General features: G+C 73.5%; 6 protein-coding genes. 4 read left to right on the plus strand and 2 right to left on the minus strand.

From position 1 onward, the window contains the following. Positions 1–22: 22 nt before the first annotated feature. On the plus strand, positions 23–1,756 hold the full coding sequence (locus tag ASE20_RS08790; RefSeq protein WP_157538412.1) for a serine/threonine-protein kinase: 1,734 nt from the start codon (positions 23–25) through the stop codon (positions 1,754–1,756). Between the two features lie 38 nt (positions 1,757–1,794). Further along, positions 1,795–3,402 carry a citramalate synthase gene (gene cimA, locus ASE20_RS08795; RefSeq protein WP_056894194.1) on the plus strand — a complete coding sequence of 536 codons (1,608 nt, stop codon included), beginning with the start codon at positions 1,795–1,797 and terminating at the stop codon, positions 3,400–3,402. A gap of 13 nt (positions 3,403–3,415) precedes the next feature. Here cimA and ASE20_RS08800 read toward each other — a convergent pair whose 3' ends face one another. Further along, positions 3,416–4,882 (minus strand): hypothetical protein, encoded by a 1,467-nt coding sequence (locus ASE20_RS08800; RefSeq protein WP_056894195.1) that lies wholly within the window; start codon positions 4,880–4,882, stop codon positions 3,416–3,418. Beyond that, entirely contained in the window at positions 4,879–5,475 is a 597-nt protein-coding gene (locus tag ASE20_RS08805; protein WP_056894196.1) for a TetR/AcrR family transcriptional regulator, read from the minus strand. The genes ASE20_RS08800 and ASE20_RS08805 overlap by 4 nt, the downstream gene beginning before the upstream one ends. Positions 5,476–5,571: 96 nt before the next feature. On the opposite strand from ASE20_RS08805, the gene ASE20_RS08810 reads away from it, so the two are divergent. Together ASE20_RS08810 and ASE20_RS08815 are read left to right on the plus strand one after the other, a co-directional pair. Continuing rightward, positions 5,572–6,126, plus strand: coding sequence for an NAD(P)H-dependent oxidoreductase (locus ASE20_RS08810; protein WP_056894197.1), 555 nt, complete (start codon positions 5,572–5,574; stop codon positions 6,124–6,126). A gap of 33 nt (positions 6,127–6,159) precedes the next feature. Further along, the gene (locus tag ASE20_RS08815) at positions 6,160–7,584 is read left to right on the plus strand and encodes an amidase (protein ID WP_056894198.1); all 1,425 of its coding nucleotides are present in this window, start codon (positions 6,160–6,162) and stop codon (positions 7,582–7,584) included. Positions 7,585–7,816: the final 232 nt, after the last annotated feature.

A 7,816-nucleotide genomic window follows, 5' to 3' on the forward strand; every position in this document is an offset into this window, starting at 1 on the left:
CCGCGCGGGTAGCCTCCTAGCCGTGACGACGAGGCCCGAGAGCAGCGAACCCGCGCGGGTGGGGGACTACACGCTGCTCACCCGCCTGGGCGAGGGCGGCATGGGCATCGTCCACCTGGCCCGCGGGTCCGACGGCCGCCGGGTGGCGCTCAAGGTGCTCCGCCCGCAGATCGTCGGTGACGCCGAGGCCCGCGGCCGTCTCGCTCGCGAGGTCAGCTCGCTCACCCGGATCCGCAGCCCGTGGGTCGCCGAGATGCTGGCCGCCGACCCGTGGGCCGACGTGCCGTACGTCGTCACCCGCTACGTCCCGGGCCTCTCGCTCCACGAGCACGTCAGCACCGAGGGCCCGGTCGAGGGGCCGGACCTGCACTGGCTGGCCGGCTGCCTCGCCGAGGGCCTCGCCGCGGTGCACGCGGTCGGCGTCCTGCACCGCGACGTGAAGCCCGGCAACGTGCTGATGGAGGGTCGGACGCCGATCCTGATCGACTTCGGGCTCGCCCGGGTCGCCGACGACGTCCGGCTCACCCAGACCGGCTGGCTGCTCGGTACGCCGGGCTACCTCGCCCCCGAGATCCTGTACGGCGACGAGGCCACCCCGGCCGCCGACGTGCACGCGTGGGCGGCCACCGTCGCCTATGCCGCCACCGGCCGTGCGCCCTACGGCCGCGGCCCCGCGATGGCGATCATGGACCGCACCCGCCGTGGCCAGCACGACCTGTCCGGCATCGAGCGGCCGATGGCCGAGGTGATCGCGGCTTGCCTCGACCCCGACCCGCTGGAGCGGCCGCTCCTCGAGGAGCTGCTGACCTGGCTGCGACCGCTGAGCACGCGGCCCGAGCTGCCGCAGGTGCCGCCGCCGGGCGGGCTGTTCGCGCCGCAGGTCCCCGAGGACGACGACTTCACCCTGCCGCTCGCCCTGGCCGGCCAGGCCGGCCAGCCCGGCCCGCCGGTGGTGCCGTCGATGAGTCCGCCGACCGTGGTCGAGCCGGCCGTGGTCGAGCCGGCCGGTGCGACACCGCCGCCTCCACCGCCCCCGCCGCCGTCGATCCCCGTCGTCTCCCCGCTGCCGGGCCCCACGCTGCGTGAGCACCCCGAGCCGACGGTGCCGCAGCCCGACGCGATGCAGCGCATCGAGCAGGAGTGGGACCAGGCGCACGGCTTCGACCCCGACGACCCCTTCGCCGCACAGCCGCAGGCGCCGCTCCCGGAGCGACTGCGCCGGTGGGCCGCGATCGGTGCCGGCGCGATCGCCCTGGGCGCCGGGTTCGCCGTCGCGCCCTGGGTCGCCACGCTCGTCGTGGTGCTCGCGGTGTGGCTGCTGCGCGCCGGCTCGCTGGCGACCTCGGCGGTGGCGCAGCGTCGTACCGTCCGCGGGGCCAAGTGGTACGACGGCCTGCGCTGGGCCGTGACCAGCCCGTGGCACCTGCTCCGCGCGACGACCGGCACGCTCGTCCTGGTGACGTGGAGCGCCGGGCTCGGGATCGCGGCCGGGCTGATCTGCTACGCCCTCGCGCTCGACGTCCCCAGCACGCTGATGGCGTGCGGCGCCACGCTCGGCGTCGCGCTGTGGTCGGGTCCCGGCGGCAGCCGGTTCCGGTCGCCGGTGGCGCGGGTGCTGTACCCGGCGTGCCGCCAGACCCTGCCGTGGCTGTTCACCTGTGCCGGCCTGCTCGCGGTCGCCGCGGTGCTCGGCGTACTCGTGGCGGGCCGCGGCGTGGCCTGGGTGCCGTGGACGAGCGGCCCTTTCGGACTCTGACCCTCCGGTCCCTCCGGCCGTGAAAGACTGGCTGCCCCATGAACGAGCAGCTCGACCTCCACGGTGCCTTCCACGTCTACGACACCACCCTGCGTGACGGTATGCAGCAGGAGGGCCTCAACCCGACCGTCGCCGACAAGCTCGCGATCGCGCGGCACCTCGACGGCCTCGGCGTCGGCTACATCGAGGGCGGCTGGCCGGGAGCGAACCCGAAGGACACCGAGTTCTTCCGGCGCGCTGCCCGCGAGCTCGACCTCAAGCACGCGCGCCTGACCGCCTTCGGTGCGACCCGCAAGGCCGGCGTCCGCGCCGCCGACGACCCGCAGGTCGCGGGGCTGCGGGAGAGCGGCGCCGGCGTCGTCACCCTGGTGGCCAAGTCGCACGTCGGGCACGTCGAGAAGGCGTTGCGGACCACGCTCGAGGAGAACCTCGCGATGGTCCGCGACACCGTCAGCCACCTGCGCGCCGAGGGCCAGCAGGTCTTCCTCGACGCCGAGCACTTCTTCGACGGCTACCGGCTCGACCGGTCCTACGCGCTCGAGGTCCTCCGCACGGCGTACGACGCCGGGGCCGAGGTGATCGCGCTCTGCGACACCAACGGCGGCATGCTGCCGGGCTGGGTCTCCGACGTGGTGCACGACGTGATCGAGAACGCCCAGGTCCGCGTCGGCATCCACTGCCACAACGACACCGGCCTCGCTGTCGCGAACACGCTCGCGGCCGTCGACGCGGGCGCCACCCACATCCAGGGCTGCATCAACGGCTACGGCGAGCGCACCGGCAACGCCGACCTGGTCAACGTGGTCGCCAACCTCGAGCTCAAGCTGGACCGCCAGGTGCTGCCGCCCGGTCTGCTGACCGAGGCGACCCGGATCGCGCACGCCGTCGCCGAGGTGACCAACGTGCCGCCCGCCGCGCGCCAGCCCTATGTCGGCACGTCCGCCTTCGCCCACAAGGCCGGCCTGCACGCGAGCGCGATCAAGGTCGACCCCGACCTCTACCAGCACATGGACCCCGCGGGCGTCGGCAACGACATGCGCCTGCTGGTCTCCGAGATGGCCGGCCGCGCTTCGATCGAGCTGAAGGGCAAGGAGCTCGGCTTCGACCTCTCCGAGTCGCCCGACGTGGTCAACCGGGTCACCGCCCGGGTCAAGGAGATGGAGGCCCGCGGCTACACCTTCGAGGCCGCGGACGCCTCCTTCGAGCTGATGCTCGTCGAGGAGGCCGAGGGCCTGCGGCCGTCGTACTTCGAGGTCGAGAGCTGGCGGGTGATCACCGAGACGCTCACCCACGCCCAGCCGGGGGAGGAGGCTGTCTCCGAGGCCACGGTGAAGCTCAAGGCCGCCGACGTCCGCTACGTCGTCACCGGCGAGGGCAACGGCCCGGTCAACGCGCTCGACCAGGCGCTGCGCTCGGCGATCGTGCAGGCCTACCCCGAGATCGCGAAGTTCGAGCTGATCGACTTCAAGGTCCGCATCCTCGACCAGGGGCACGGCACCGACGCGATCACCCGTGTGCTGATCGAGACCAGCGACGGTGAGTCCAGCTGGGTCACCGTCGGCGTCGGCGCCAACGTGATCGAGGCGTCGTGGGAGGCCCTGGTCGACGGGCTGACCTACGGCCTGCGCCGCCACCACGTGGTCTGAGCCTCTCGGACGGTCAGGCGCAGCCGCGGGCCAGTCGCTCGAGGCGGGCCTGGAGGCCGGGCGGGGCCTTGTCGGCGGCCAGCTCGGCGAGGGACAGCTCGTGGACGGCCGCGTCGGCGTAGCAGCGCACGAACGACTTCTGCAGGCCCGCCGTCGGCAGGACCTGGACCGCGACCTGGGCGCGGGTGAGGGCCAGCTGCAGCGCGTCCTCCGAGCCGCCGGTGCCGCGGCGGGCCCGCTTGCCGGGGTCGCAGGACTCCAGCCGGAGTCCCGTGCCCTGCTGGGTGACCTTCGACGTACCGCGAGGGCTGCCGGCCACCCAGGCGCGCAGCGCGCCCCTCAGCTCGGTGACGTCACGACGGCTGTCGCCGACGTAGTCGATCCGCACGCAGGTGCGCCCGGCCTGCTCGTAGGCGACGTAGGCGTCACCGCCCCAGCCGTCGGCGGCGGTGAGCGCGACCTTCGGGGGGATCCGCTCGGCGAGGACGTAGAGCCAGGACGGGGAGCCGAAGGTGCCGGAGTCGAATTCCTTCGCCCCCTCGGGGACGTCGGGCTCGTCGACGGGCCACGCGGCCTGCCGGTCGGCGACCGCGATCCACGGGTCGACCAGGCCCTCCTCGCTGGTCGGCGGGCTGGTGAACAGCGAGTCGACCGCACCCTTGCCGTCGAGCTGGATCGCCAGCGCGAGCAGTGCGTCGCCCATGACGTACGGCGAGCTCGTCAGCGTGGTCAGGAACGCGGGCACCTTGGCGAGGTCCTTGCGCGCCTGCCGCGACTCCTTCGCCTGCTCCCGGGCGAGAGCCTTGCGCTCGGCGGCCGGGAGCGTCCTGGCCCAGTCGTCCTCGACCCGGCTGGCGTCGCCCTCGACGATCGCCTGCCACATGGCGGCGGCGCTGCTGTCGTCGTCGGCCTCGTGCTCCTCCGACTTCTCCTCGAGGTCGAAGTGCTGGTCCTGGAGCACGTGGGTGAGCTCGTGGACGAGCGTCGAGCGGACGGCCGGCGTGAGCTCGGTGCCCCGCATCCGGATCCGCTTGTCCTCATAGTCGTAGAGCCCGATGACCCCGCCGGCGGCGAGGTCGTTGCTGGCCTTCAGCAGGTCGACGTCGGCGTCGAGCAGGCCGAGCGCGCGCATCATGGCCTCGGTCTGCCGGATCTCCTCGCGGTCCTCGTCGGTCAGCTCGGAGTCGTCGGAGGTGACCTCCTGGTCGAACTCCTCGTCGGTGAGGAAGTCGACGTGGACGGGGTGCTCGAACTCGAGCCCGCGCTGCTTCTCGACCACCTCGACGTACGGCACGACCCGCGAGTCCCACGCGTCGGGGTAGTCGGGGCCGCGCTGCATCCACCACACGCCGAAGGCGACGGCGGAGCCGACCAGCAGCAGGCCCGCGACGAGCAGGGCGATCGTCTTGTGGCGGCCGCGGCGCGGCGGCTCGACCCACTGCACCTGCCCGTCGGGGAGCGGTGGGTACAGGTCGGTCAAGGGGTTCCCTCCACGATGCGGTGCACGAGCTCGGTCCAGCCGGCGAGCACCTGGTCCTCGGACATGCCCCCGTGGTCGATCTGCTGGCGCAGCACCGGCACGGAGAGCGGGGCGATCAGGGCGGTGGCGAGGTAGTTGAGGTTGCCGGGCACACCGAGCTGGCCCAGGAGCAGGCGCACGTGCATGCTCGCGAACCCGAGCACGGCGTGGTTCTCGCCCCACGTGCGGCCGGCGGCCTCGATCAGCGCGGCCTGGTCGAGGTGCAGCCGGAGCCGGGACGCGCCGAACGCGATCAACCGGTCCATCGGCGGCGCGCCGGGCCCCAGCGGCGGGGGACCGCTGATCACGCCGGCCTGCCACTCCTCCTCGCGGTGGTTGAGCAGCGAGGCCATCAGGCCCTCGCGGCTGCCGAAGCGACGAAACACCGTGCCCTTGCCGACGCCCGCCCTCGTCGCCACCGCGTCCATGGTCAACGCAGCGACGCCGCACCCGCCCATCAGGTCGGCCGCCGCGTCGAGCAGGGCCCGCCGGTTGCGCGCGGCGTCACTGCGCTCGGTGGGCTCGGCCGCGAGCAGGGGGAGGTCCTTCGACATGGTGCTCCGAGCCTAGGTGGAGGCACCGACGCCCGCTCGGGAAAAAACTTCTTCGAGGTCGGGAATGGAAACGGACCGCGGTCCGTTTCGACCGTCATGACTGACACCACCACCCGCGTCGCCGTCCTCGTCGGCAGCCTCCGTGCCGACTCCCTCAACCGCAAGCTGGCCGAGATCCTCAAGGCCGAGGCCCCCGCTGGTGTCGAGCTCGACATCATCGACGGCCTGGGCGAGGTCCCGTTCTACAACGAGGACCTCGACGGTGCGTCCGCGCCCGCCGCGGCCACCGCGCTGCGTGACCGCGTCGCGTCCGCCGACCGCGTCCTCGCCGTCACCCCCGAGTACAACGGCACCATGCCGGCCGTGCTCAACAACGCCATCGACTGGATCTCGCGCCCGTACGGCGCCGGTGCCATCGTCGGCAAGCCGTTCGGCGTCATCGGCGCCACCCCGACGCCGTACGGCGGCAAGTGGGCCCACGGCGACACGGCTCGTTCCGCGGGCATCGCCGGTGCGATCGTCGTCGAGGACGTCACCGTCTCGCAGCCGGCCGTCGAGGTCGACCCGACCACGGACCCCGAGGTCCGCACCAAGCTGCTCGCCGCCCTGGGCACCCTCGTCGACTTCACCCCGGCGGTCTCGGCTGCCTGACCTGGCCGACCCGCGAGGGGCTACGGTCGGGTCGTGGCCGAACTGCACGACCTGACCGCCCTCGAGCAGGGCGAGCTGGTCCGCTCCGGCGAGACCAGCCCCGTCGAGCTCACCGAGCACTACCTCGAACGCGCCGCGCGTCTCCCTCGGGAGTACGTCGACGGCGCGTTCGCCTTTCTCGACCCGGACGCCGCGCGGCGCCGGGCCCGTGAGGTGGCCGCCGTCGGGCCGGTCGGTGACGGTGCCTCGCCGCTGGCCGGCGTACCGACGGCGATCAAGGACCTCAACCTCACCCGCGGCGTGCCGACCGAGTTCGGGTCGCCCGCGTTCGCCGGCTACGTGCCCGAGGTGTCCGACGGCGTCACGCTCGCCATCGAGGAGGCGGGCATGGTCAGCCTCGGCAAGTCCAGCACGCCCGAGTTCGGCTCACCCTGCTACACCGAGCCCGAGGGACGCCCGCCCGCGGTGACGCCGTGGGACGTGACCCGGATGGCGGGTGGTTCGTCGGGCGGCGCGGCCGCGGCGGTCGCCGCCGGGCTGGTGCCGGTCGCCCAGGGCTCCGACGGCGGTGGCTCGATCCGGATCCCGGCCGCGTGCTGCGGCCTGGTCGGCCTCAAGCCGACGCGGGGGCGGATCAGCGGCTTCCCGATGTACGGCGATCCGGTCGGCCTCGCCACCTCGGGGTCGATGGCGCGGACGGTCGCCGACGCGGCCGCCCTGCTCGACGTGCTCGCCGGGCGCCGCGCCGGGGATCCGTCGTGGGCACCGGCGCCGAGCGGCCCGTTCCTGGCCGCGGCACGGCGCGACCCCGGACGGCTGCGGATCGCCTGCTTCGACACCCCCGTCATCGCCGACGTCGCGGTCGACCCCGAGGTGCTGGCGGCCTACGAGGCCACCACCCGGCTGCTGTCCTCGCTCGGCCACGTCGTCGAGGACGTCCCGGTGCCCATCCCGCCCGAGGCGGTGCCGGTGTTCGAGACCTGCTGGGCGGTGCTGACGGCCATGTCGACGGTCCCGCTGAGCGATGCCCAGGCTCAGCTGGTCCGTCCGCTCACCCGGTGGCTGGGGGAGCGCGGGGCCGCGGTGTCCGGGCCCGAGTTCGGTCTCGCCATCGGTCAGCTGCGACGCTTCGCCGGCGAGGCGCTGGTGGCGCTGGCGCCGTACGACATCGTGCTGACGCCGACCCTCGCCACCGTCCCGCTGCCGGTCGGCGCGATCCGCGACGACGCCGACCCGGCCGCCGACTTCGAGGCGCAGAAGCGCTTCACCCCGTGGACCTCGGCGTGGAATGTCACCGGCATGCCCGCGATCTCGCTGCCCCTCCACCACTCGGCCGCCGGCCTCCCGATCGGCATGATGCTCGCCGCCCGCCCCGCCGAGGAGGAGCTGCTGCTCTCCCTCGCCGCCCAGGTCGAGGCCGCGCTGCCGTGGAAGGACCGCCGCCCACCCCTCTGGTGACCCGCGAACCGTGCCTCGTGGCACCACGAACCGTGCCTCGTGGCATCCCGAACCGTGGCTCGTGGCAGCACGAACCGTGCCTCGTGGCACCACGAACCGTGGCTCGTGGCACCACGAACCGTGGCTCGTGGCACCACGAACCGAGGTCTCGGGTTGCCATCTCCCACGCTTCGTGGTGCCATCTCCGACGGTTCGTGGTGCCATCTCCGACGGTTCGTGGTGCCATCTCCGA

It is taken from the genome of Nocardioides sp. Root240 (assembly GCF_001428825.1).
Taxonomy (GTDB): domain Bacteria; phylum Actinomycetota; class Actinomycetes; order Propionibacteriales; family Nocardioidaceae; genus Nocardioides.